The organism is Methyloversatilis sp. NSM2 (genome assembly GCF_038066675.1).
GTDB lineage: Bacteria > Pseudomonadota > Gammaproteobacteria > Burkholderiales > Rhodocyclaceae > Methyloversatilis > Methyloversatilis discipulorum_A.
The window spans coordinates 14,267-37,551 of record NZ_JBBUKV010000002.1; the positions used below are offsets into that span (position 1 = coordinate 14,267).

Sequence of the window (23,285 nt, forward strand, 5' to 3'; positions counted from 1 at the left end):
GCCGGCATGCCGACAACAGAAGCATGCTCATTGCCGCCACAAACAACATCTACGTAGGCCGCCAGCCCATACTGGACCGGAGTCAGGCGATCTACGCCTACGAGCTGCTGTTCCGCTCCGGAAACGTCGAACAGGCCGAATTTCACTGCGACGTCAGCGCCACCGCGCGGGTGATCACCTCGGTGTTCAACGAACTCGGTCTCGAACAGGCGCTCGGCGACGCCTTCGGCTTCATCAACGTCAGCGAGGACATGCTGATGTCCGAGGCGCTCGAACTGCTGCCGGCGGACAAGATCGTCATCGAACTGCTTGAAACCGTTCCGCCAAAACCTGCAGTCATCGCGCGGGCGCGCGAACTGGTGCGCAAAGGCTTCCGGCTGGCGCTCGACGACGTGCTCGATCTGGAAGAGGACTACAAGCCACTGATCGAGATCGCTTCCTTCATCAAGATCGACCTGCTGGGCGTCGCCCCCGACGCGCTGCCCGATCTGGTCGAACGCTTCCGGCCCTATTCGGCCAAGCTGCTGGCCGAAAAGGTCGACAGCGCCGAACAGGCCCGGCGCTGCCACGAACTTGGGTTCGCCTATTTCCAGGGCTATTTCTTCGCCCGTCCGAGCGTGCTGAGCACCCGCACGCTGAGCGCAGGCGAAACGACCCTGCTGCGCCTGCTCGGCATGGTGATCGGCGACGCCGACACGTCGGCCATGGAACCGCTGATCAAGCAGGAGCCGGCGCTGCTGGTGAACCTGATGCGCATCACCAATTCGGTCGGCAGTGGCAGCAAGCGCCAGATATCGACCGCACGCGAGGCGATCACGCTGCTCGGTCGGCGTCAGCTTCAGCGCTGGCTGCAACTGCTGTTGTTCTGTACGCAGGGCAGCGGCAAGGCGCACACGCCGCTGCTCAACATGGTGGCGACCCGCGCACGCACGATGGAACTGCTCGCCGAACGCTGCGACATGCGTGACGGTGACCCCGACAGCGCTTTCCTGACCGGCATCCTGTCGCTGCTGCCGGCGCTGCTCGGCGTGTCGATGGACGAAGTGCTGAAGACGCTGACTGTCGATCGCTGCATCCACAGCGCGTTGACCGACGGCTCGGGCACGCTGGGCGCACTGCTCCGGCTGCTGCGCTGCTGGGAGGAAGACGCCACGACCGACTTCGCCGCCAAGCTGGCCGCTCTGCCGCCGCTGACCGGCGAAGATTTCACCCTTGCCGTGTCCGAAGCCATGGGCTGGGCCGCCGGCCTCGGACAATGACTGCCGGAAAGACGCAGCAATGATTTCCCGAACACATGCCATCGAACGCCTGTTCGCCGCGGCTGGCCAGTTGCCGAGCATTCCGCGCGTCGTGCAGAAGATGATAGAGACGCTGCGCGACGAAGACGCCGATCTGCTGCCGCTGATCGGCGAGATCCGCACTGATCCGACCATTTCCGCGCGTGTGCTGAAACTTGCCAACTCGGGCTATTACGGCAGCCGCCGCGCGGTGGGGTCGATCGACGAAGCGGTGTCGCTGATCGGCACCCGCGCGATGCGCACGCTGGTGATCTCGGCCGGCGTCAGCAGCAGTTTCCCCAAAGTGCCGGGCGTCGACCTGCAGTCGTTCTGGCGCCACGCGCTGCTGACGGCATCGATCACATCGCAGCTGGCGCGACGCGCCGGCGAGAACGCCGAGCGCGCCTACAGCGCCGGCCTGATGCTGCGCGTCGGCCAGCTGATGATCCACATCGCCTTCCCGCGCGTCGCCGACGAAATCCTGCGCGAGTGCCAGGGGCTGGGCATGACCGAGCGTGCGACGGTGGAACAGCACAAGCTGAACACCCATCACTGCGAGGTCGGTGCCGAACTGGCGATGCGCTGGAACTTCCCGGACGATATTGCAGCCGCGCTCGAGTACTACTGCCAGCCGCGCAATCCGGACGCCAGTCTGCTCGCCCGTCTGGCCCATCTGGCCGCGCAGTGCGCCTTCGAACTCGAACAGCAGACCGCGCCCGAGGACATCGTGCAGCGGCTCGACAACACGGTGACCGACATGTGTGGACTCGACCCCGCCGGCATCCTGCAGGACATCCGCAGCTGCGCGGAGCGCGCGGCCAGTGACGAACAGGCGGACTGAAGGCATCCGGCCCGCCCCGCGATGAAAAATGCCGCCCGAGGGCGGCATCTTCGTTAAGGCGTTCAGCGCATCTTCGGGTTCAGCGTGCCGCGGTTGTAGTCCTTGTCACCGGGCAGGATGGTGCGGGTGCCGAACCAGCCGCCCTGCGCACCTTCGGGCCGCAGGTGATTCTGCGGGTAGGTGTCGGCCACCTTCTTCGCCTCGGCCTGCTTCGCCTGATCGACGAAATGCCAGCGGCCGTCCGGCATCAGTTCGACCTTGTCGCCACTGGCCGTGGTCGCCTCGATCACCGCGCCCTCGCCGGCCAGCGCGCCGGCCGAAGCCAGCACCATCAGCAACACTGCAGCGATTTTCATCCGAGCTTTCCTTCCACCCATTTGCCGACGCCAGCCAGCGCTGCCGGCAGGTTTTCCGGCTGGGTGCCGCCGGCCTGCGCCATGTCCGGCTTGCCGCCACCCTTGCCGCCGACCTGGGCAGCGACGAAATTGACCAGCTCGCCGGCCTTCACCTTCGCCGTCAGATCCGGCGTGACGCCAGCGATCAGGCTCACCTTGCCGTCGTTCACGGCCGCCAGCACGATGGCGGCCGAGCCGAGCTTGTCGCGCAGCTTGTCCAGCGTTTCGCGCAGCGCCGGCACGTCGGCACCTTCCATCACCGCGGCCAGCACCTTGGCGCCGCCGATCGCCACCGCCTGCGCGGCCAGTTCGTCGCCCTGGCTGGCGGCGAGCTTGCTCTTCAGGCGGGCGATCTCCTTTTCCAGCGCGCGCACGTTGTCGATCACCTGGGCGATCTTGGCCGGCAGTTCGTTGGCCGGCGCCTTGAACGCGGCGGCCGCTTCCGACACCAGCCTGTCCTGACGCTGCACGAAAGCCACCGCGTTCTCGCCGGTGATCGCCTCGACGCGGCGGACGCCGGCGGCCACACCGGCTTCAACCGTGATCTTGAACAGGCCGATGTCGCCGGTGCGCGCGACGTGGGTGCCGCCGCACAGTTCGCGCGACGAACCGATGTCGAGCACGCGCACCTCGTCGCCGTACTTCTCGCCGAACAGCATCATGGCGCCCGACTTCTGCGCGTCCTCGATGCCCATCACGCGCGCCTGGGTGGCCGCGTTGGCGAGGATTTCGGCATTGACGATGCGTTCGACGCGGCTGATCTCGTCGTCGCTCATCGGCGCGTTATGCACGAAGTCGAAACGGGTCTTGTCGGCATCGACCAGCGAGCCCTTCTGCTGCACGTGATCACCGAGCACCTCGCGCAGCGCCTTGTGCATCAGGTGGGTGACCGAGTGGTTGCGTGCGGTCGCGGCGCGGGCGCGCACATCGACGCGCGCGCTGACGCTGTCGCCGACCGCGATGCGGCCGGTGCCCACCACTCCGTGGTGGCCGAACACCGCCGCCTGTATCTTCAGCGTGTCCTCGACCTTGAAGATGCCCTGTGCCGCGCGCAGTTCGCCGCGGTCGCCAACCTGACCGCCGGATTCGGCGTAGAACGGCGTCTCGTCGAGCACGACGACGCCCAGTTCGCCTTCGTGCAGCTCATTCACCGGCGCGCCGTCGCGGTACAGCGCGACCACCTTGCCCGCCGCTTCCAGCGTGTCGTAGCCACGGAAGGTGGTCTGCACGCCGTCGTATTCCAGCGCGGTCGCCATCTTGAACTTGCCCGCGGCGCGCGCCTGTTCCTTCTGTCGCGCCATCGCGGCGTCGAAGCCTTCGGTATCCACCGTCACGCCGCGCTCGCGGCAGATGTCGGCGGTCAGGTCGAGCGGGAAGCCGTAGGTGTCGTGCAGCTTGAACGCGGTCTCGCCATCCAGCGCTGCGCCCTGCGCCAGCGCGGCCAGTGCGGATTCGAGGATGTCCATGCCGTTGGCGATGGTGGCGAAGAAGCGCTCTTCCTCCTGTCGCAGCACGTCCATCACCTTCTGCTGCGCCGCCGCCAGATCCGGGTAGGCGGCGCCCATCTGCGCCACCAGGTCCGGCACCATGCGATGGAAGAAGGCGGCGCGCGCGCCCAGCTTGTAGCCGTGGCGGATGGCGCGGCGGATGATGCGGCGGAGCACGTAGCCGCGGCCTTCGTTGCCCGGGATGACGCCGTCGGCGATCAGGAAGGAACAGGCACGGATGTGGTCGGCCAGCACCTTCAGCGACGGCGTGTCGAGGTCGGTGGTGTTCGTTTCACGCGCGGCCGCCGCGATCAGTGCGACGAACAGGTCGATCTCGTAATTGCTGTGCACGCCCTGCAGCACGGCGGCGATGCGCTCCAGACCCATGCCGGTGTCCACGCTGGGCTTGGGCAGCGGATGCAGCACGCCCGCTTCGTCGCGGTTGTACTGCATGAACACGTTGTTCCAGATTTCGATGAAACGGTCGCCGTCCTCGTCAGGCGAACCCGGCGGGCCACCCGGAATGTCGGCGCCGTGATCGTAGAAGATTTCGGTACACGGGCCGCACGGGCCGGTGTCGCCCATCATCCAGAAGTTGTCGGAGGCGTAGCGCGCGCCCTTGTTGTCGCCGATGCGGATGACGCGCTCGGCTGGCACGCCGATGTCCTTCGTCCAGATGTCGAAGGCTTCGTCGTCCTCGGCATAGACAGTGATCGTGAGCTTGTCTTTCGGCAGCTTGAACACTTCGGTCAGCAGTTCCCACGCAAACGCGATGGCGTCGCGCTTGAAGTAGTCGCCGAAGCTGAAGTTGCCCAGCATTTCGAAGAAGGTGTGGTGGCGCGCGGTGTAGCCGACGTTTTCCAGGTCGTTGTGCTTGCCGCCGGCACGCACGCATTTCTGCGAGGTGGTGGCGCGGTTGTAGCTGCGCTTGTCGAAGCCGAGGAACACGTCCTTGAACTGGTTCATGCCGGCGTTGGTGAACAGCAGCGTCGGGTCCTCGTGCGGCACCAGCGAGCTGGAAGCCACGATATGGTGGCCCTTGGAAGCGAAGAAATTGAGGAAGGCGGAGCGGATATCGGCGCTGTTCATGGTCGGCAATCAGGATTTCAGGGCGCGCGCTGCGGCGCGAAAACAGTCGCGGATTCTAGCATTCGCGCCGCCACCGGCCGGATCACCGCAGCAGCGTTCAGGCGGCGGCCGGCTCCGCGCTCACCCCGGCCACCTCGGCGACGATGCGGCAGGAACGCAGCCGCAGCGCAAAGTCGTGGATGTCGGTCACCACCATCAGCTCGTCCGCACCGGTGCGCTCGACCAGTGATTCGAGGCCCCGGCGAACCGTATCCGGCCCGCCGACCACCGCTTCGGCGAGGAAGGCATCGACCGACGCCTTCTCGTGCCCGGCCCACAGCGGCGTCATGTCGGCCACCGGCGGGCGCAGCCGCAGCGACTCGCCACGCATCAGCGCCAGCACGCGCTGCTGCGTCGAGGTGGCGAGCCAGCGTGCCTCGTCGTCGCTGTCGGCGGCGACCACCGGCACGCCCAGCATCAGGTGCGGGCGGTCGAGCACGGCGGACGGCCGGAACAGCGTGCGGTACAGGCGTGCGGCCTCCAGCATCATGCGCGGTGCGAAATGGGCGGCGAAGGCATAGGGCAGGCCCAGCTGGGCCGCCAGCTGCGCACTGAACAGGCTGGAGCCCAGCAGCCACACCGGCACTTCCGTGCCCTCGCCCGGCATCGCGCGCACTGCCTGACCGGGCTGCGCCGGGGCCAGCAAGGCACGCAGCTCCGCCACCTGCTCCGGGAAGTCGTCGCCGTTGCCCGCCAGATCGCGGCGCAGGGCGCGCATGGTCGCGCGGTCAGCGCCCGGCGCACGGCCGAGCCCGAGGTCGATGCGCCCCGGGTAAAGCGTCGCCAGCGTGCCGAAGTTTTCCGCCACCACCAGCGGTGCGTGATTGGGCAGCATGACGCCGCCCGAGCCGACGCGGATGCGCGAGGTCTGGCCCGCCACGTGGCCGATCAGCACCGCGGTCGCCGCGCTGGCGATGCCGTCCATATTGTGGTGCTCGGCCAGCCAGTATCGCTGGAAGCCGAGTTGCTCGACGTGGCGCGCCAGTGCGACGGATTCCTGCAGCGCATCGGCCACGCTGCCGCCGTGGCGGACCGGCACCAGATCGAGCATGGACAGCGGAATGTTGAACGGTTCGGACATCGGAACTCCAGCTTGAATATGGTGCGACGAGAATGGGAATGGCACGCAGCGACCTGCCGGGGCGGCATGACGGCATGACACTGCATATCGGGGCGACGCGGACGTTTGCAAGCGCGGGCCGGGCCGGTATCGTCGGAGGCTGTCGTCAGCACGCACACCCCCGCCCCCCGTCACATCCACCCGCGGATGGAGGATTTCTGCCGTGACCGCCTCTCCGGACATTGTCACTGAACAGCGCTTCATCCTTGCGCTCGACCAGGGTACGACCAGTTCGCGTGCGCTGGTGTTCGATCCGCACGGACACGTCGTCGGCATGGCGCAGCGCGAGCTGCCGCAAAGCTATCCGCAGCCAGGCTGGGTCGAGCACGACGCACTGCGCATCTGGACGGACACCCTGGCCTGCGCGCGCGAAGCCCTGATGCGCGCCGCGGTGAAGGCCGACGGAATCGCCGCCATCGGCATCACCAACCAGCGCGAAACCGTACTGCTGTGGGAACGCGCGACCGGTACGCCGCTGGGCCCGGCCATCGTCTGGCAGGACCGACGGACCGCCGACATCTGCGAACGCCTGCGCGCCGACGGCCATGAGGACCGCATCCGCGAACAGACCGGCCTGGTGCTCGACCCCTACTTCTCGGCCACCAAGATCGCCTGGCTGCTCGACACCGTACCGGGTGCGCGCGACCGGGCGGAACGCGGCGAACTGGCCTGCGGCACGATGGACAGCTGGCTGGTGTGGCAGCTCACCGGTGGTCGCCGCCACCTCACCGATCTGACCAACGCCAGCCGCACCCAGCTGCTGGACATCCGCAGCGGCCGCTGGGACGACACCCTGCTCGAGCTGTTCCGCGTGCCCCGCGCGCTGCTGCCCGAGGTCGTGCCCTCGAGCGGCCAACTTGCCGAAACCGATCCCGCGCTGTTCGGGCGCGCGCTGCCTGTCTGCGGCATCGCCGGCGACCAGCAGGCGGCGCTGTATGGCCAGGGCTGCGCATCACCCGGTCTGGCCAAGAACACCTACGGCACCGGCTGCTTCATGCTCATGCACACCGGCCGCAAGGCCATCGTTTCGCGCCACGGCCTGCTCACCACCTGCGCCGCGCAGACGGCGGACACGATCGAGTACGCGCTCGAAGGCAGCGTGTTCGTCACTGGCGCACTGGTGCAGTGGCTGCGCGACGGCCTCGGCCTGATCGCACGTTCCGGCGATGTCGAGGCACTGGCCGCCAGCGTGCCGGACAGCGGCGGCGTCACCGTGGTGCCGGCGTTCACCGGTCTGGGTGCGCCGCACTGGTCAGCCACGGCGCGCGGCACCGTGTTCGGCCTCAGCCGGGGCACGACGCGGGCGCACATCGCGCGCGCCGCGCTCGAATCGATTGCGCTGCAGACGCTGGACGTGATGCGGGCGATGGAAGCGGACGCTGGCGCCGCACTGCGCGAATTGCGCGTCGATGGCGGCGGCACCGCCAATGCGCTGCTGATGCAGATGCAGGCCGACCTGCTGGGCTGCACCGTGCGCGTGGCGCCGACACAGGAAACGACGGCGCTCGGCGCCGCCCTGCTGGCGGCGCGCGGCTGCGGCGTCGACATGGCGCTGCCACAGGGCGAGGGCCGCGACTTCACTGCACAGGCGGATGACCTGTACGCGCGCCTGGCACCGCGCTGGCAGGCGGCCATCGCCGCCACGCTGGACTACGCGCGCGCCGTCGGCTGACGGCGGCTCACGGCTCGGACGCCCCCTCGGAGGCGCCGAGCCCCCACTTCATCGCCAGCCGCACCAGATCGATGTCGGTGCGCGTGCCGAGCTTGGCCTTGATCTGGTAATGCGTGTTCTGCGCGGTCTTCGGGCTGATGTGCAGCGCCTGGCCGATCTCGTCGGCCGAACGGCCGTCGAGCAGCATGCGCAGCACCTCGAATTCGCGCGGCGACAGCGCGTCGAGCGGATTGTCGGCGTCATTCAGCAGCGCCAGCGCCAGTTCCGGCGCGATGTCCGGGCTGAGCACACGGCGCCGCGCCGCGACCTGATAGACGGCGTCGATCAGCACGTCGGGGGCGCAACTCTTGGTGACGTAGCCGAGCGCACCGGCGCGCAGCGCCTGCGAGGCGAACAGCGGGTCACGGTGCATGCTGAACACCAGAATGCGCGCGCGGGCGTCGCGCTGCACGAGCCGGCGCACCAGTTCGACACCGCCCATGTCGGGCAACCCGAGATCGAGGATGACGACGTCAGGCGCCACCGCGCGGAAAGCGGTCAGCGCCTCATTCGCAGTGGCCGCCTCGGCCTCGATGCGCAGGTCGGCCCGACGTTCGAGTAGGCGCCGGTAGCCCTCGCGCACCACGGCGTGGTCATCGACCAGAAGCAGACGGATCATGCGTGCATCTCCTGTACGTTCGCGGCCGGACTCGGCCGCCCTGCATCGGCCGGCACCACGACTTCGACGCGCAGCCCGCCCACATCGCGCAGCGTCAGTGTCAGCCGTCCACCGAGGGCCTGCACGCGCTCGCGCATGCCGAGCACGCCCAGCCCGCCGTCGAAGGTCGAACCCGGTTCCGAGCGGCCGTCGTCGTCCACGCACAGCCGCAGTTCGTTGCCGTCGCAGCGCAGCGTCACCGCGATGTGGCGCGCGTCGGCATGCTTCTGCGCATTGGTCAGGCTTTCCTGAACGATGCGGTAGAGGCTCACGTTCAGATTGTCGGCCAGACCGCCGACGTCGCCATCAATCGTCAGCGTGTGCAGGCAGCGGCCGTGACTGCTGCGGTTGCGGCTGTCGATCAGCTGTTCCAGGCTGGCCGCCAGGCCGAAGGCTTCCAGCCCGACCGGCCGCAGTTCGCGCAGGATGAGCTGCAGCACCTCCATCATGTGCGCGGTGATGCGCGAAATCGCCTCGGCACTGGGCGTCAGCGCCGGCAGCTGGTCGTGCGCCAGTTCGCGCGCGTAGGCCGCCTCGGCCTGTATCGAGGTGAGGCACTGTCCCAGTTCGTCGTGCAGCTCGCGCGCCAGCCGGCGCCGCTCTTCCTCGCGCACTTCGAGCAACCGGCGAGCCAGTTCGCGCTGCTCGCCCATCGTGTTCTCCAGCCGCTCGGCAAGGTGGTTGAACACATCGCTGATGCGCTGCAGTTCGATCAGCTCGAAGGACGGCAAGCGCACCGACAGGTCACCCGCCTCCATGCGCCCGAGCCCGCGCAGGATGTCGTCGGTCGGCCGCAGCACGCGGCGCACCGGCAGATAGACCAGCACATTGAGCAGCAGCACGCCGGCGGTGATGATGAGCAGGTTGCGGATGTCCGACCACACGGACTGGGCGACGCTGGCGAAATTGGGCGTCACCGTCAGTTCGCCCACCTTGATGCCCGGATACTTGCCGACCGGGCCGATATAGCGCGCCTCCTCGCCGACCACGCTGCGCATCAGCGAGGCCGGCAGCCAGCGCGGCGCCTCGGCGTCGCCAAAGCAGCGCTGCACCACCGGCCGGCTGTAGATGTCGGTCACCGCAGCACAGAAGTGCACGAGCCGGCCTATGCCTTCCAGTCCGGTCAGCTCGATGCCGTGCAGATCGCGCACGAAGGGCGGCGTCGCGCGCGCGATCTCGGTTTCGATCAGCTGCTTCATCGTGCCGCCGGTACGCGGGATATCCGCATGCAGGCGATCTCGGGTCTGTTTCAGCGTGACCGCGATGGCGCAGAACAGCAGCACGAGCGCGAACAGCGTGATGCGCATCAGCAGGATGCGCTTGAGGTCGACGCGTTTCATCGGCAGGGACAATCGAGAGGGTGACCGGGGCACGCTGTCGGCGCACAGGGCGGCAGCGGCGGCAATGATAGGCCGGACGCTCCGAACGCACTGCGGGCAAATTGACTGGCTGGCGCACTGCAGAACGCCGGTGCCGGCGGGCGGGCGGGCCCATAAGCTCGCGCTACCTCACCACTGGAGTCTGCCGATGTCTGCCCTGCCCCTCGCCACCGCACTGATCGTCGCCGCCTGCGCCTTCACCAGCGCAAGCGCCGAGGCGCGCGACCTCGCCGAAGTCCGCTCAAGCGGCACATTGCGCATCGGGGTCTACAAGGATTTCTCGCCCTACGCCGACGCCGGCCGCGGCATCGACGTCGACCTCGGCCGTGCATTGGCCGAGCGGCTGGGCGTGAAGCCTGACGTGCGCAGCTACGACGCTGACGAGAATATGAACGACGACCTGCGCAACATCGTCTGGAAAGGCACCGTTCTCGGTCCTGGCGTGTCCGACGTGATGATGCACGTGCCGGTCGATGCAACGATGAGTGCACGCAATCCGCAGGTGAAGATCTTCGGCGCCTACCACCGCGAAACCCTGGCCGCCATCCGCTCGACAGAGCTGCTGCCCAAGCTCGACAAAGTGGCCGACATCGACGGACAGGCACTGGGGGCCGAGAGCGAATCCATCATGTCGATGGCGCTGCTGTCGTCGGATGGCGGGCGACTGCGCAGTCAGGTGCAGCATTTCCACTCGATGGACGACGCGCGCCGTGCGCTGGAGGAAGGGCGCATCGCCGGCTTTCTCGGCATGCGCAGCCAGATCGAGCCGATGATGGCTGCGACCGGCAAGCGCTTCACGATGAGCATGCCGCCGGCGCTGCCCGGCCTGCCGCAGGCCGGATGGGCGCTCGGGCTGGCGGTCGGCGCCAGTGACGAGGCGCTCGCGCAGGCGCTGCAGTCGGCGCTCGCGGACATGGAGCGCGACGGCACGCTGGACCGCATCTTCAAGCAGCACGCGGTTACGCGCATGCCGCCGCTGTAAGCGTCAGGTCAGCAGATCGAGGCGGTCGGTAAACAGCCCGCTGACGCCGGCCGCAACCAGCGCCGCCGCACGTGCGGCGTCATTGACGGTGTAGCAGAGTACGGGCACACCGGCCGACACGATGTCGCGCATGCGCTCTGGGCTCAGCCGGCTGTGGTCGCAGTGCAGCGACACCGCCTCGTGCGCCTGCATCTGCGCACGCCAGTCCGCGGGCACTTCCTCGAACAGCAGGCCGCGCGGCAACTGCGGTGCGACGCGACGGGCGGCGTCGAGCGCCGGAAAGTCGAAGGAGGACAGCAGGGGTGGACGGCGGTCTGCGGGCCAGCGCGCTGCGATCAGTCGCGCTGCCGTTTCGCCGGTCGCCCGCTCGAAACCACGGGCAGGCTTGATTTCGATATTGGCGTCCAGATCCAGCGCCAGCAACAGGTCGAGTGCCTGTTCGAGTGCGGGCAGGCGTTCGCCGGCGAAGGCGGGACCATGCCAGCGGCCCGCATCGAGTCGCTGCAGCACTGCAAAATCGTGCTCGCACACCAGACCGTGGCCATCGGTCGTCCGCTCAAGCGTCTCGTCGTGGATCAGCAACGGCACGCCGTCGCGGCTGAGCATCACGTCGAACTCGACCATGCGGAAGCCCGCCGTCGCGCCGGCGCGGATGGCGGCCAGCGTATTCTCGGGTGCGGCGGCCCCGCCGCCGCGGTGGGCGATCCACAGCGGCCGGGGCCAGGCGCTCACGACTGCGCCAGTACGTCGCGCGCTTCACGCGCCACGTCGTCGTCGGTCAGCCAGGCGATGGCCGACAGCAGTTCGATCGACTGCCCGGCGGCCACGCCCTCCTTCACCCACTTCTCGATCGCCCGCACGCGGGCGGCATCATCCAGCGCGAGCAGCTTGAGCAGCGGCTCGCGCACCGACGCGTCCTCGCGCGCTGCGCGGATCAGCAGGACAAGCTGGTCGCTGCCGCACATGGGCCCACCCTCTGCACTGCGGTATCGAGAACGGCCTTGGCCGGCTTGCGGTCGGCCCACAGCTCTTCCAGTTCCTCGTCGAGCACAGCGCGCACCTTCGGGTTGTCGGCCACCGGACTCTGGTGCGACTCGGCGGTGCCCGGCTTGCTGGCGAGCTGGCGCAGCGCCACGCGCGCAACGCCGTCTATCGTCGGCGCGTCGACCGGGCTGATCGCCACCATGCCGGCACGGTTCAGCGGAATGAAGCCGGTGGCACGCGCCCACTGGGCCTGACGGTCCGGGTCGAGCACGAAGGTGACGAAGCGCGCGATGGTCTGCGTTTCGCTGGCGCTGCGGCCGGCGCTCACCCACAGGCTGGCGCCGTCGGCCAGCGTGTGACGCGGCGCCTGACGGATGTCGTCGTGGTAGGGCAGCGCAGCGACACCGACCTCGAACTTGGCGTCGCGCTTGATCTGCGGCCAGGCCGACGAGCGCGCGGTGAGCACCTGGCACTGGCCGCCGGAGAACATCGGCACCGCCTCGTCGCCGCGGCCGAAGATGTGCAGGTAGCGGCTCTTGTACCAGGACGACATCAGCGCCAGATGCTTCACCTGCACCAGGCCGTTGATCGCCAGCGCTTCGCCCTTCTTGCCGTTCTTGCGGGCGAAGGGCTCGTTGTGCCAGGCGCTGATGTTGTCGACGTGGATCTGCGTCGGCCGTGCGCTGGTGTAGGGGCAGGCGTAACCGCCGTCGCGCAGCTGGCCGAGTGCGGCCTGCAGCGTGAACCAGTGGTCCGGCGGCGCGGCCGGGTCGAGGCCGACGCGGGCGAAGGCGTCCTTGTTGTAGAACATGACCGGCGTGGTGAGACCGATAGGCAGTGCATTCAGACGGCCCTTGGTGCCGGCGAGGTAAGGCGGCATCGGCGCCGGAATCGGTACGGCGGCGAACTTCTCCTTCGCCTTGGTCATCACCTCGTGCAGCGGCGTATAGCGCGGCTTGCCTTCGAGGAAGAGCTGGCGCGCCTCATCGTCGAGCACCTGCATCGCTGGCGGCTTCTCGCCGGTGCCGCCCAGCGGCGCCAGCACGATCTTCTGCTTGCCCTTGCCACTGGCGTTGAATTCATCGACCAGCGTCTGCAGCGCGGAGGCGCCGGCTTCGTCCAGCCCGTGCGCCAGTTCGATCTCGGCCGGTTCCTGCGGCGCCGCCGGCTTCGCGGCCGACTTTGCCGTCGACTTGGCGGCGGGCTTGGTCGCCGACTTGGTCGACTTGGCCGCCGGCTTCTTCACTTCGGTAGCTGCCGCGGCCGCCAGTGGCCACGACACGACGCTGGCCGCGAGCAGCGCGGCAAACGACTTCTTGAGCATCAGTTGTTCTCCTGTTCGCAGCCGTGCGACACGGCTGCTGGGCCCGGTCAGGGTGCCGGGTTGGTGTAGCGAAGATGAATGGCGTCGATGGCGGCGATGACGTCATCGGTCAGCGCCACTGTCCACGCACCTATATTTTCGCGCAACTGCGTCGCCGACGTCACGCCGATCAACGTGCAGGCGACGGTGCGCCGGCGGTAGCAGAAGGCCAGCGCGAGCTGCGCCGGTGTCAGACCGCGCGCGCGCGCCAGTTCGGCGTAGGCACGTGAAGCCGGCGCGACATTCTCCTTGAAGTAGCGCTGACCGAACTGCGGAAAGGCGGTGATGCGCCCGGCGGCGTCGGCGTCATCGATGTACTTGCCGCTGAGATGACCGAAGCCGAGCGGCGAATAGGCCAGCAACGACACCTGTTCGCGCTCGCACACTTCGGACAGACCCATGTCGAAGGTGCGGTTCATCAGGTGGTAGGCGTTCTGGATGCTGACCACGCGCGGCAGGCCTTCGTCGGCCAGCTGCAGGCAGCTCATCAGACCCCACGGCGTTTCGTTCGACACGCCGACGTGGCGCACCTTGCCCTCGTCGATCAGCTTCGCGAGCGCTTCCAGCTGGCTTCGCAGGGGCGACGCCTCGCGCTCGGCCGACGGGTCGTACTCGTACTGGCCGAACATCGGCACGTTGCGCGCCGGCCAGTGGATCTGGTAGAGGTCGATGTAGTCGGTGCCCAGCCGGCGCAACGATCCTTCCACCGCCTCGCGGATGTTCGCCGCGTCCAGCGCCAGCGGACCGCCGCGTATCCACGGCATGCCGCGCGCAGGTCCGGCCACCTTGGTGGCGACGATCACCTTGTCACGCGGCTTCTTCGCCAGCCAGCTGCCGACGATGCGTTCGGTGGCGCCGGAGGTTTCGGCGCGCGCCGGGACCGGGTACATTTCGGCCGCGTCGAGCAGATCGATGCCCGCTTCGAAGGCTTCGTCCATCAGCGCGTGTGCGCTGCGTTCGTCGACCTGCTGGCCGAAGGTCATGGTGCCCAGGCCGACGGCCGGCACCCTGAGCGCGGAGCGCCCGAGCTGGCGTCGCGCGATATCCTTGCTGTTCATTTCGTTGCGTGTCGTGAAACGCTGTGTCGTCCGGCGAAGGCCAGACATGTACCACAGACCACGGCCCGCGGCGTCGATTCCCGCTGATCGGAAATACCTTGAAAACTAATCTTCACGGCCTGCTGCTGTACTGCCGCCCCGGCTTCGAGCGCGAATGCGCACAGGAAATCGCCGACCGCTGCGGCGAGGCCGGCCATCTGGTCGAGGTGCAGGCAGAAGCCAACAGTGGCTGGGTCGAAGCGCGTGCCGAAGGCGGCGCGCTGTGGGCGCTGACCCGCGTACTGCGCTGGCAGGATCTCTGTTTCGCCCGCCAGCTGCTGTGGTCCGGCCGCACGGTGGAAGGCATGAGCCCGGGCGACCGCGTGACGCCGGTCGTCGACGCGGCGCGCGCGCTGTGCGACGGCTACAGCGACTTCCTGATCGAAACGCCGGACACCGACGGCGCGAAGTCGCTGTCGTCGATGACCAAGAAGCTGGAGCCGCACATGGGCGAGGCGCTGGAACAGGCGGGCGCCTTCACCGACGATCCGTCGGCGCCGCGCCTGCACGTGCTGTTCACCGCGGCCGACCGGGCCACCGTCGCGCTGAGCTGGCCGAACCGCCGCAGCGAATGGCTGAACGGCATTCCGCGCCTGCGCATGCCGCGCGAAGCGCCGTCGCGCTCGACGCTGAAGCTGGCCGAAGCCTTCCACACCCTGCTCAGCGAGGACGAACAGGAGCGCCTGCTCAAACCGGGCATGACCGCCGTCGACCTCGGTGCGGCCCCCGGCGGCTGGACCTGGCAGCTGGTGTCGCGCCACATCCACGTGACCGCTGTCGACAACGGCCGCATGAATCCGGAACTGCTGGAATCGGGCCTGGTGATCCACAAGCGCGAAGACGGCTTCCGCTTCGTGCCGCGCAAGCCGGTCGACTGGCTGGTCTGCGACATGGTCGAACAGCCGCGCCGCGTCGCTGCGCTGGTGGCGCGCTGGATTGCCCAGGGCCTGTGCCAGCACGCCATTTTCAACCTCAAGCTGCCGATGAAGCGGCGCTATGACGAGTTGCAGCTCTGTACCGACCTGATCGGCGAAGCGCTGGCCTCGGTCGACAAGAAGCACGAACTGCGCTGCCGCCAGCTCTACCACGACCGCGAGGAAGTGACCTGCTACCTCGGCGTGCCGGGCAAGGCAGGCGGCGGCCGCAAGCGCAAGCGCTGAGCCGCTCTGCGGCCGGGCGGCCGCCCGGCCGCAAGATCAGCCACAAGCGCCCGCCCCGGCTGTGCGATAATGCGCGCGCAGTCGCCTCGCCGGTTATGGCGCGGCCCGGAGTTTCCGATCCGGCCATGAATCCACGGCCGATCCCCACTTCCCCCGCCCTGGCGCCTGCGCCCCCGGGCACGACATTCGCGCAGGCACCCTCGCCGCGCGCCTCGCGCCGGGTTTTCCGGAACCGATTTCCCCAGCCTGAACCGGCATGCCAGGCGGAAGTCCACAGAAGCAACACGTACCGCGGCAGTGTGCCCGGCGCGCGCTTCTGCACAAGAGAGCTTCGCATCCATGTCGTTTGAAGAACTCGGGTTGATTCCCGAACTGCTGCGTGCCGTGGCCGATACCGGCTACACCACGCCCACCCCCATCCAGGCGCAGGCCATCCCCATCGTGCTCGCCGGCCGTGACGTGATGGGCGGCGCCCAGACCGGTACCGGCAAGACCGCCAGCTTCACGCTGCCGCTGCTGCAGCGCCTCGCGCCGCACGCCAGCAGCTCGCCCTCGCCCGCCCGCCACCCGGTGCGCGCACTCATCGTTTGCCCGACGCGCGAACTGGCGATGCAGGTGCACGAGAGCGTCAAGACCTATTCGAAGCACCTGCCGCTGCGCTCGGTCTGCATCTACGGCGGCGTGGACATGAAGGCGCAAGTCGCCGAACTGCGCCAGGGCCGTGAGATCGTCGTCGCCACCCCGGGCCGCCTGCTCGACCACGTCGAAGGCAAGACCATCAGCCTGAGCCAGGTGCAGATGCTGGTGCTGGACGAAGCCGACCGCATGCTGGACATGGGCTTCATCCCGGACATCAAGCGCATCCTTGCGCTGCTGCCTGCGCAACGCCAGAGCCTGCTGTTTTCGGCCACCTTCTCGGAAGAGATCAAGAAACTCGCCCAGGCCATGCTGCGCGACCCGCAGCTGATCGAGGTCGCGCGCCGCAACGCCACCGCGGAAACCATCACCCACCGCGTGCACGCCTGCAGCACCGATGACAAGCGCGCGCTGCTGACCCATCTGCTGACGCAGGACAGCTACGCCGACCGCCAGGCGCTGGTGTTCGTGAACACCAAGTTCGGCGCCAGCCGCCTCGCCCACCACCTGGTACGCCAGGGCGTGGCCGCCGACGCCATCCATGGCGACAAGAGCCAACAGCAACGCACCGAAGCACTGGAAGCGTTCAAGAACGGCAGCGTGCGCGTGCTGGTGGCGACCGACGTCGCCGCCCGCGGTCTCGACATCGAAGACCTGCCCTTCGTGATCAATTTCGAACTGCCACACAACGCCGAAGACTACGTGCACCGCATCGGCCGTACCGGTCGTGCCGGCCGCTCGGGTGAAGCCATCTCGCTGGCCGCTCCGGAAGAGAAGGGTCGTGTGGCGGACATCGAAAAGCTGATCCGCAAGCCGATCGAGATCGTCGTGCCCGAAGGTTTCGACCCGGCGCGTGCGCGAGCACGCGAAACGCGTTCAGAGCGTCCGGAACGTGCAGCGCGCAGCGAACGCGGTGAGCGTGGCGAACGCCGCAGCCGCCCGTCAGCCAGCGACGCGCCACGCGCCCCGCGTGCGCCCCGCGCCAGTGCATCGACGGTCGCTGCCGACGGCTTCGACTTCAGCAAGCCCTACGAATCGTCGACGCCTGACGCCCCCGCTGACGGTGGCGACGGCACATCGGCACCGACGCCGGCCAAGCGCAGCGGCAAGCGTCAGGTCGCCGCACTGCTCGGCGGCAGCGGGAAACGCTGACGAGGAATCAAACAAAAACGGCGCCGATGGCGCCGTTTTCTATGGTGCTGGCGGAAGCGGTGAGATTCGAACTCACGAACGCCTTGCGACGTTGCCGGTTTTCAAGACCGGTGCATTCAACCACTCTGCCACGCTTCCTGGATGCCGCCTGTCATGCGCACAATGGCGCCAGACAAGGGTTACGGATGAGGCGCGCAGTCTAGCATGATGAGCAGCGTTGAAACTTCGCACCCTGTGCGATAGTCTTTAGAACACTAATCATCCTTCGGGAGACCTTGATGCAACCGCAATTCCAGAGCATGCAGACCACCGGTTCGCTGTCCGCCGGCCAGAACCGCGTGCTGCGCAACACCTACATGATGCTGGCGGTGTCCATGGTGCCGACGCTGCTTGGCGCGCTGGTCGGCATACAGATGCGCTTCAGCTTCTTCTCCGGCAGCCCGCTCATTTCCTTCCTGCTCTTCCTCGGCATCGCCTGGGGCTTCATGTGGGGGATCGAGAAGAACAAGAACAGCGGCCTCGGTGTCGCCCTGCTGCTCGGCTTCACCTTCTTCATGGGGCTGATGCTGAGCCGCATCCTGCAGGTGGCGCTGGGTTTCTCGAATGGCGGGTCCATCATCGCCATGGCCGCCGGCGGTACCGCAGTCACCTTCCTCGTGCTGTCGTCGGTCGCAGCGACCACCAAGCGCGATTTCTCGAACATGGGCAGCTTCCTGATGATCGGCATGGTCGTCATCCTGCTGGCCATCGTCGCCAACATCTTCCTGCAGATGCCCGGCCTTCAACTGGCGATCTCGGCCGCCATCGTGCTGATCTCGGCCGCCTGGATGCTGTATGACATCCAGCGCATCGTGCGCGGCGGCGAAACCAACTACGTGTCGGCGTCGCTGTCGGTGTATCTGAACCTGTACAACATGTTCATCAGCCTGCTGCACCTGCTGATGGCACTGACCGGTCAGCGCGACTGATCACCGCGTGCCCTGAACGAAGGCCCCGGGGGCTCACGCCTCCGGGGCTTTTGCTTTTACGGCGGACGCGAATCGCGCCCGACGCCCGCACCGTCCGGCCGAGGCCTCAGGCGCGCTCGATCAGTGCGATCGACTCGACGTGCGAGGTCTGCGGGAACATGTTGGCGATGCCGGCGCCGCGCAGGCGGTAGCCCTTCTGCACGATGAGCACTTCGAGGTCGCGCGCCAGCGTGGCCGGGTTGCACGACACGTAGACGATGCGCGACGGTGCCGCATCGTCGGCCGAATGCGGCAGCGACTTCACCAGTTCCATCGCGCCCTCGCGCGGCGGATCGATCAGCATCTTGTCGAAGCGGCCGAGCGCGGCGTACGACTCCGGCGTGATTTCGAACAGGTTGGCCACGGCAAAGCTCGACCGCTCGGCCAGCCCGTTGGCCGCGGCGTTGCGCGCTGCGCGCTTCACCAGCGCATCGGCACCTTCGATACCGACCACGTCGGCGCCTAGCGAGGCAATCGGCAGCGAGAAATTGCCGAGACCACAGAACATGTCGGCGATGCGCTCGCCCTTTTGTGGCGCCAGCAGCGACATCGCGCGACGCAGCAACGAGCGGTTGATGCCGTGATTCACCTGGGTGAATTCGGTCGGCGCAAACGCCAGCTTCACGCCGAAATCCGGCAGCGAGTAGGCCAGTTCGGGCATCGGAATCGGCCAGAACGGCAGCACCGTGTCCGGGCCGCCCGGCTGCACGTAGATGTGCAGCCGGTGCGCGTCGGCAAAGGCGCGCAGTGCAGCCTCGTCGTCGGCGGTCATCTTCTCGAGGATGCGGAACACCAGCACCGTCATCTGTTCCTCGCGCTCGCCGCCGATGGCGATCTCGATCTGCGGCAGGCGGTCGCGCAACGAGAAGCCATCGATCAGCGCACGCAACGGCAGCAGCAGCGCCGACACGTGCGGCGGCAGCACCTCACAGGAATCCATGTCGGCCACGTAGCTGGATTTCTTCTCGCGGAAGCCGACCAGCACGCCGCCCTTGCGGGGTACGTAGCGCACCGACAGTCGCGCGCGGTAGCGATAGCCCCAGCCCGGCCCGACCAGCGGCGCGAACACGGTTTCAGGCTTCACCCGGCCGACGTGCCACAGCGCGTCCTCGAGCACGCGCTGCTTGGCGGACGCCTGCGCGGCGACATCGAGGTGCTGCATGCTGCAGCCGCCGCAATTGCCGAAATGACGGCAGCGCGGCGTCACGCGCTGCGCACTCGGTTTCACGATGCGGCTGATCTGCGCAAGTTCGTAGGACGCCTTCTTGCGGTAGGGAGAGAAATCGATGGTTTCGCCCGGCAAGGCGCCATCGACGAAGATGACCTTGCCTTCGTAATGGGTGACGCCGCGACCTTCGTGGTCCAGCGATTCGATGCGGGCGACCGGCATGACGTGTCCTGCGAGAGCGAAAGGGCGCGATTTTACCTGCTGCGTGCGCCGCGGCCGCGCCATCGCGGATAATCCGCACCCATGGACAAGACACTGCTCGGCGGGCTGAGCCCGCGTACCTTCCTGCGCGACTACTGGCAGAAGAGACCGCTGCTCATCCGCGGCGCCATTCCCGGCTTCAACGGCCTGCTGCCGCGCGAACAATTGCTCGATCTCGCGCGCGACGAAGACGTCGAATCTCGTTTCATCGCGCACGACGGCCGCAACTGGGAAATGGAGCGCGGCCCGCTGCCGGCCTCGCTGATCCGGCGACCGAAAACGAAGCCGTGGACCGTGCTGGTGCAGGGTCTGAACATGCTGCTGCCGGAAGCCGACGCACTGATGCGCCGTTTCAGCTTCGTGCCCTATGCCCGGCTGGACGACGTGATGGTGAGTTACGCCACTGACGGCGGCGGCGTCGGTCCGCACTTCGATTCCTACGACGTGTTCCTGCTGCAGGGCACCGGCCGCCGCCGCTGGCAGATCAGCGAACAGACCGACCTCACGCTGATCGAGGACGCACCGCTGCGCATCCTGAAGAACTTCGTGCCGGAACACGAATGGGTGCTGGAACCGGGCGACATGCTCTACCTGCCGCCCAAGTGCGCGCACAACGGCATCGCCGAGGGCGAATGCACCACCTACTCGATCGGCTTCCGCACGCCGTCGATGCAGGAACTGGCGACCGGCTTCCTCGACTACCTGCGCGACGAGATCTGCATGCCCGGCATGTACGCCGACCCCGACCTCGCACTGCAGGCTGATCCGGCCCAGCTGCCGGCGGCGATGATAGACAGGGTCGAGGCGGTGCTGAACACCATCAAATGGTCGCGCAAGGACGTCGAGGCCTTCCTTGGCGGCTATCTGAGCGAACCGAAGCCGCACGTGTTCTTCGATCCGCTGGACGACCCGCTGTCACCGAAGCGTTTTGCGCAGCAGGTGTCGAAGCACGGCGTGCGACTGGACGGACGGACGCTGCTGCTGCGCAGTGGCCGCCAGTTCTGGATCAACGGCGAACCGGTGGAACTGCCGGCGGGCAGTACCGACACCCTGCGCGAGCTGGCAAGCGCCCGCAGCGTCGCCCGAATCGCCGACCACGAAGGCACGCTTGACCTGCTCTACGACTGGTATTGCGACGGCTTCCTGCACACCGGAGCCGCCATTGACTGAGGAAACGGGTGTCTTCCGTTTCGACGATCGCGCCGGCTACCAGGCGGCGATCGGCGCATTGATCGCGCAGATCGATCGATCGCTCGACATCTTTGACACCGATCTGCGCGCCACCGCACTCGATTCGCGCCTCGCGGTCGACGCCCTGACCCGGGCATTGGCACAGTCGCCGCGCGCCGCGGTGCGCATCGTGCTGCTCGACGCCGGACCGCTGCAGCACCACATGCCTCGCCTGTGGGCGCTGTGCGCCGCACAATCGCACCGTCTGCACATCCGTCAGTTGCCGCGTACGCTGCGGCATCTGAGCGAAACCTTCATGCTGAATGGCTCGGCTGACGCGGTGATCCGGACTCATCACGCGCACTGGCGCGGCAAGCACGTGCGCGCCGATGCCGCCGAGATCGCCGGCTACAGCGGTCGATTCGCCGAGATCTGGGACAATTGTTCATGTTGCATAAGCACAACAAAGCTTGGCTTGTAAGACCTTGTTTCCAGCGCTGCAACTTGATCCGTGACGCTCGTGCTACTATTTTGGGCTGATCGAGGTCGCTAGCTCGATCGGGTGTTGTACCGAATTCACGTTGTAGCCAACAGCCAAGGAAATCAAAATGCAAAAGTCCCTCCTCCTCGCCGCCATCCTCGCCGCTGCCCTGGCCGCTTGCTCGAAGCCGGAAGAAGCTCCGGCTCCGGCCGCCGAACCCGCTCCGGCTGCTGCCCCGGCCGCTCCGGCTGACGCTGCCCCGGCTGCTCCGGCTGATGCTGCTCCGGCCGCTCCGGCTGACGCTGCCCCGGCTGCTCCGGCTGACGCTGCTCCGGCCGCTCCGGCTGACGCTGCTGCTCCGGCTGCCCCGGCTGAAGAGAAGAAGTAATCCTTCTCCGCGAGCATGAAAAAAGCCGGCGCAAGCCGGCTTTTTTCTTTTGTGCTTCAGTCATCGCAAGACCTTTTCGCATCGCCGCAGCGTTCGCCCGCCGCGGCCAGCGCTACCCGGGCACCTACTTCGCCGCAGCGCCCGCGGCAACCTCTCCCATGCTTTCCTTGATGGGCTGGATCAACGGCGAATCCGCCGGCAGCAGTTTCAGCAGACGCTCCCAATGGACACGCGCGGCGGCAGCGTCACCCCGCTGCATCGCTGCACTACCGGCCAGTGCCAGCGCCTTCACGTTGTCCGGGTCCAGTTCGAGCGCCCTCTTCAGCATCTGCTCGGGTTCACCGGCCAGATTGCGCCCCTGCTTCATGGCGACTGCGTCCGCATAATCGGTCCACACCTGGGCGTCGCCGTCGACGATCTTCACCAGTCTGGAATAGGCGTCAGCAGCTTCGTCGAAGCGCCCCATCGCAAAGTACGAACGCGCCAGCATCGACCAGCCCTCGGCGTTGTCCGGCTCCGCCTTCATCCGCTCGGCCAGTCGCGCGACCATGGCCTCTATCTGTTCCGGTGTCACCTCGCCCTCGGCCTGCGGGGGGCTGCTCCGCGGTGCATCGATGGCCTGCGGGTGACCGAGCGCCAGATACACCGGAACAGCGATCACCGGCACCATCAGCGCCGACACGACGGCCACCCAGCGGCCGCTGCCCTTCGCTGGGGCCGACGGCGCAACGCCGGCCTCGTCGAGCACCCGGCGCTCCAGTTCGGCGCAGGAAATGCGGTATTGCGCGTCATCGATCAGGCCGGCCGCCAGATCACGGTCCAGTTCCGCCAGCGCATCGCGGTGGATGGCGAGCGTCAGCGCGCGCTGCGCGTCCGCCGGTTGAGTGCTGCGGCCGCGCAGCAGCGGCAGGACGACAAAAGCCAGCGCGACGGCAAGCATCGCCGCCGCGCCCATCATGAATGTGGTCAAACCTTGTTCTCCTCGCCGGCGAGCAGCGCGCGGGCGCGCTCGTGTTCATCGGCGCTCAGTGTGTTGGCGACGGCCGCACGTTCGGCACGGCTGCGCAGGCGGCGCAGCAGCAACACGATGACGATCAGCAGCAGCGCGAAGGGGCCTGCCCACAGCAGCACGGTGGTGGCCTTCAGCGGCGGGCGGTAGAGCACGAAATCGCCGTAGCGCTCGACCATGAAGTCCTTGATTTCGCGATCGCTGCGCCCGGCGGCAATCTGTTCGCGCAACTGCTTCTTCAGGTCCATCGCCAGATCGGCGTGCGAATCGGCGATGTTCTGGTTCTGGCAGACCAGGCAACGCAGTTCCTCGCCCAGCTTCTGCACACGCGCCTCGACTGCCGGGTCGTCAGCCAGCGGTTTCGCCTCTTCGGCATGCAGTGAGGAAAGCGGCAGCATCAGCGCTGCCAGCAACACCATCAGACGTCGCAT

21 protein-coding genes and 1 tRNA gene are annotated in these 23,285 nt (G+C 67.5%); 9 read left to right on the forward strand and 13 right to left on the reverse strand.

Translation table 11 applies throughout. From position 1 onward, the window contains the following. The first annotated feature begins 23 nt into the window (after window positions 1-23). Together WJU27_RS07375 and WJU27_RS07380 are read left to right on the forward strand one after the other, a co-directional pair. Window positions 24-1,259, forward strand: coding sequence for an EAL and HDOD domain-containing protein (locus tag WJU27_RS07375; protein WP_341421642.1), 1,236 nt, complete (start codon window positions 24-26; stop codon window positions 1,257-1,259). A gap of 19 nt (window positions 1,260-1,278) precedes the next feature. Further along, a complete protein-coding gene (locus WJU27_RS07380; protein WP_341421643.1) occupies window positions 1,279-2,118 on the forward strand; it encodes an HDOD domain-containing protein in 840 nt (279 codons plus the stop codon). Window positions 2,119-2,180: 62 nt separating this feature from the next. Here WJU27_RS07380 and WJU27_RS07385 read toward each other — a convergent pair whose 3' ends face one another. From WJU27_RS07385 to WJU27_RS07395, 3 genes are all read right to left on the reverse strand, one after another. Continuing rightward, window positions 2,181-2,474: a hypothetical protein gene (locus WJU27_RS07385; protein WP_341421644.1), complete on the reverse strand. Its 294-nt coding sequence runs from the start codon at window positions 2,472-2,474 to the stop codon at window positions 2,181-2,183. After that, on the reverse strand, window positions 2,471-5,089 hold the full coding sequence (gene alaS / locus WJU27_RS07390; RefSeq protein WP_341421645.1) for an alanine--tRNA ligase: 2,619 nt from the start codon (window positions 5,087-5,089) through the stop codon (window positions 2,471-2,473). Before alaS ends, WJU27_RS07385 begins: the two co-directional genes overlap by 4 nt. A gap of 97 nt (window positions 5,090-5,186) precedes the next feature. After that, on the reverse strand, window positions 5,187-6,209 hold the full coding sequence (locus WJU27_RS07395; RefSeq protein ID WP_341421646.1) for an LLM class flavin-dependent oxidoreductase: 1,023 nt from the start codon (window positions 6,207-6,209) through the stop codon (window positions 5,187-5,189). Window positions 6,210-6,411: 202 nt separating this feature from the next. Here WJU27_RS07395 and glpK point away from each other — a divergent pair, with 202 nt between their 5' ends. Further along, a complete protein-coding gene (gene glpK, locus WJU27_RS07400) occupies window positions 6,412-7,920 on the forward strand; it encodes a glycerol kinase GlpK (RefSeq protein ID WP_341421647.1) in 1,509 nt (502 codons plus the stop codon). Window positions 7,921-7,927: 7 nt separating this feature from the next. Here glpK and WJU27_RS07405 read toward each other — a convergent pair whose 3' ends face one another. Beyond that, window positions 7,928-8,578 (reverse strand): response regulator transcription factor, encoded by a 651-nt coding sequence (locus WJU27_RS07405; protein ID WP_341421648.1) that lies wholly within the window; start codon window positions 8,576-8,578, stop codon window positions 7,928-7,930. Further along, on the reverse strand, window positions 8,575-9,957 hold the full coding sequence (locus WJU27_RS07410; RefSeq protein ID WP_341421649.1) for a HAMP domain-containing sensor histidine kinase: 1,383 nt from the start codon (window positions 9,955-9,957) through the stop codon (window positions 8,575-8,577). Before WJU27_RS07410 ends, WJU27_RS07405 begins: the two co-directional genes overlap by 4 nt. Window positions 9,958-10,144: 187 nt before the next feature. Between WJU27_RS07410 and WJU27_RS07415 the strand changes: the two genes are divergently transcribed. Then, window positions 10,145-10,978 (forward strand): substrate-binding periplasmic protein, encoded by an 834-nt coding sequence (locus tag WJU27_RS07415; RefSeq protein WP_020164257.1) that lies wholly within the window; start codon window positions 10,145-10,147, stop codon window positions 10,976-10,978. 3 nt (window positions 10,979-10,981) lie between these two features. Here the strand turns inward: WJU27_RS07415 and ugpQ are convergent, their stop codons facing one another. The 4 genes from ugpQ to WJU27_RS07435 are packed head-to-tail and all read right to left on the reverse strand — an operon-like array spanning window position 10,982 to window position 14,383. Next, entirely contained in the window at window positions 10,982-11,710 is a 729-nt protein-coding gene (gene ugpQ / locus WJU27_RS07420; RefSeq protein WP_341421650.1) for a glycerophosphodiester phosphodiesterase, read from the reverse strand. Continuing rightward, on the reverse strand, window positions 11,707-11,943 hold the full coding sequence (locus WJU27_RS07425; protein WP_020164255.1) for a hypothetical protein: 237 nt from the start codon (window positions 11,941-11,943) through the stop codon (window positions 11,707-11,709). The genes ugpQ and WJU27_RS07425 overlap by 4 nt, the downstream gene beginning before the upstream one ends. Then, window positions 11,913-13,286, reverse strand: a complete 1,374-nt coding sequence (locus WJU27_RS07430) for an extracellular solute-binding protein (RefSeq protein ID WP_020164254.1) — start codon at window positions 13,284-13,286, stop codon at window positions 11,913-11,915. The genes WJU27_RS07425 and WJU27_RS07430 overlap by 31 nt, the downstream gene beginning before the upstream one ends. A 47-nt stretch (window positions 13,287-13,333) precedes the next feature. Continuing rightward, the gene (locus WJU27_RS07435; protein WP_341421651.1) at window positions 13,334-14,383 is read right to left on the reverse strand and encodes an aldo/keto reductase; all 1,050 of its coding nucleotides are present in this window, start codon (window positions 14,381-14,383) and stop codon (window positions 13,334-13,336) included. Between the two features lie 98 nt (window positions 14,384-14,481). Here WJU27_RS07435 and rlmM point away from each other — a divergent pair, with 98 nt between their 5' ends. Together rlmM and WJU27_RS07445 are read left to right on the forward strand one after the other, a co-directional pair. Next, the gene (gene rlmM / locus WJU27_RS07440) at window positions 14,482-15,582 is read left to right on the forward strand and encodes a 23S rRNA (cytidine(2498)-2'-O)-methyltransferase RlmM (protein WP_341421652.1); all 1,101 of its coding nucleotides are present in this window, start codon (window positions 14,482-14,484) and stop codon (window positions 15,580-15,582) included. A 339-nt stretch (window positions 15,583-15,921) separates the two neighbouring features. Next, window positions 15,922-17,370, forward strand: a complete 1,449-nt coding sequence (locus tag WJU27_RS07445; protein ID WP_341421653.1) for a DEAD/DEAH box helicase — start codon at window positions 15,922-15,924, stop codon at window positions 17,368-17,370. A 48-nt stretch (window positions 17,371-17,418) separates the two neighbouring features. Here the strand turns inward: WJU27_RS07445 and WJU27_RS07450 are convergent. After that, window positions 17,419-17,508 (reverse strand) — tRNA-Ser (locus WJU27_RS07450). Between the two features lie 140 nt (window positions 17,509-17,648). Here WJU27_RS07450 and WJU27_RS07455 point away from each other — a divergent pair. Beyond that, window positions 17,649-18,338 (forward strand): Bax inhibitor-1/YccA family protein, encoded by a 690-nt coding sequence (locus tag WJU27_RS07455; RefSeq protein WP_304005979.1) that lies wholly within the window; start codon window positions 17,649-17,651, stop codon window positions 18,336-18,338. 106 nt (window positions 18,339-18,444) lie between these two features. Here the strand turns inward: WJU27_RS07455 and rlmD are convergent, their stop codons facing one another. Continuing rightward, entirely contained in the window at window positions 18,445-19,767 is a 1,323-nt protein-coding gene (gene rlmD / locus WJU27_RS07460; RefSeq protein ID WP_341421654.1) for a 23S rRNA (uracil(1939)-C(5))-methyltransferase RlmD, read from the reverse strand. 81 nt (window positions 19,768-19,848) lie between these two features. On the opposite strand from rlmD, the gene WJU27_RS07465 reads away from it, so the two are divergent. Beyond that, a complete protein-coding gene (locus WJU27_RS07465; RefSeq protein WP_341421655.1) occupies window positions 19,849-20,976 on the forward strand; it encodes a cupin domain-containing protein in 1,128 nt (375 codons plus the stop codon). Continuing rightward, window positions 20,969-21,457, forward strand: coding sequence for a DUF7931 domain-containing protein (locus WJU27_RS07470; RefSeq protein WP_296810603.1), 489 nt, complete (start codon window positions 20,969-20,971; stop codon window positions 21,455-21,457). The genes WJU27_RS07465 and WJU27_RS07470 overlap by 8 nt, the downstream gene beginning before the upstream one ends. A 512-nt stretch (window positions 21,458-21,969) precedes the next feature. Here the strand turns inward: WJU27_RS07470 and ccmI are convergent. Both ccmI and WJU27_RS07480 read right to left on the reverse strand, forming a co-directional pair. Continuing rightward, complete coding sequence (gene ccmI, locus WJU27_RS07475) at window positions 21,970-22,815, reverse strand: c-type cytochrome biogenesis protein CcmI (protein ID WP_341421656.1); 846 nt, start codon at window positions 22,813-22,815, stop codon at window positions 21,970-21,972. Then, entirely contained in the window at window positions 22,812-23,285 is a 474-nt protein-coding gene (locus tag WJU27_RS07480) for a cytochrome c-type biogenesis protein (protein WP_341421657.1), read from the reverse strand. Before WJU27_RS07480 ends, ccmI begins: the two co-directional genes overlap by 4 nt.